This window comes from Brevundimonas sp., assembly GCF_036659295.1.
Classification (GTDB): domain Bacteria; phylum Pseudomonadota; class Alphaproteobacteria; order Caulobacterales; family Caulobacteraceae; genus Brevundimonas.
Genome location: NZ_JAVXCU010000172.1, coordinates 1 through 645, shown reverse-complemented (window position 1 = coordinate 645; position 645 = coordinate 1). Strand labels below are relative to the sequence as shown.

Annotated in this window: 2 protein-coding genes and 1 tRNA gene; all 3 read right to left on the bottom strand. The window is 26.4% G+C overall.

Features of this window, described 5'->3' with window-relative positions:
- A partial coding sequence (locus tag RSB01_RS14195) for a hypothetical protein (RefSeq protein WP_332625771.1) occupies positions 1 to 190 on the bottom strand: 190 nt, incomplete at its 3' end.
- Positions 191 to 246: 56 nt separating this feature from the next.
- Positions 247 to 322: transfer RNA gene (locus RSB01_RS14190), tRNA-Lys, on the bottom strand.
- A gap of 115 nt (positions 323 to 437) precedes the next feature.
- On the bottom strand, positions 438 to 645 hold a 208-nt coding region (locus RSB01_RS14185), incomplete at its 5' end, for a hypothetical protein (protein WP_332625770.1).

Sequence of the window (645 nt, the reverse complement as noted above, 5' to 3'; positions counted from 1 at the left end):
TGTCTATTCTAGCTTTTTCTTCATAATCTAAAGCATATCTTATAAATTCATCTTCTATTTTTGTATTTTCACATACTTTTTTTATTTCTTCTTCAGATGGATTTACTAAATTTATCCAACTACCTTTTTCAAATTCCTTTATTTCTTTAAAAACTTTTTTTTCTATATCTGTATTATATATTTTTAGCATTTCCTCCCCACCTTTTCTTTTTACTTAAAAAATCACTACAATTTTTGAAGTGATTTTGGTGCGCCATAGAGGGATTGAACCTCCGACCATCAGATTAAGAGTCTGCTGCTCTACCAACTGAGCTAATAGCGCATATTTTACAATTTTTATTATAACTTTTATATTTTCTTTTGTCAATAGTGTTTTACATTTACATTTTTTTATACGTAAATAGAGCTAATCTAAAATTAGCTCTATCTTTTATTCTTTATGTTTCATTTACTGGTTTTTCTATCGGTTTTTCTGTTGGTTTTTCTGCTGGTTTTTCCTCTTCTTCTTTTTTCTCTGGTATTACTTCTTTTACTTTTCCTTTTCCTCTTATAACAATATTACTCATAGCACTATATGTATCTCTTGATAATAACTTTTGTGATATTACTTTTCCATTTAAATTTTTAGTTATATATGTTTCTGTT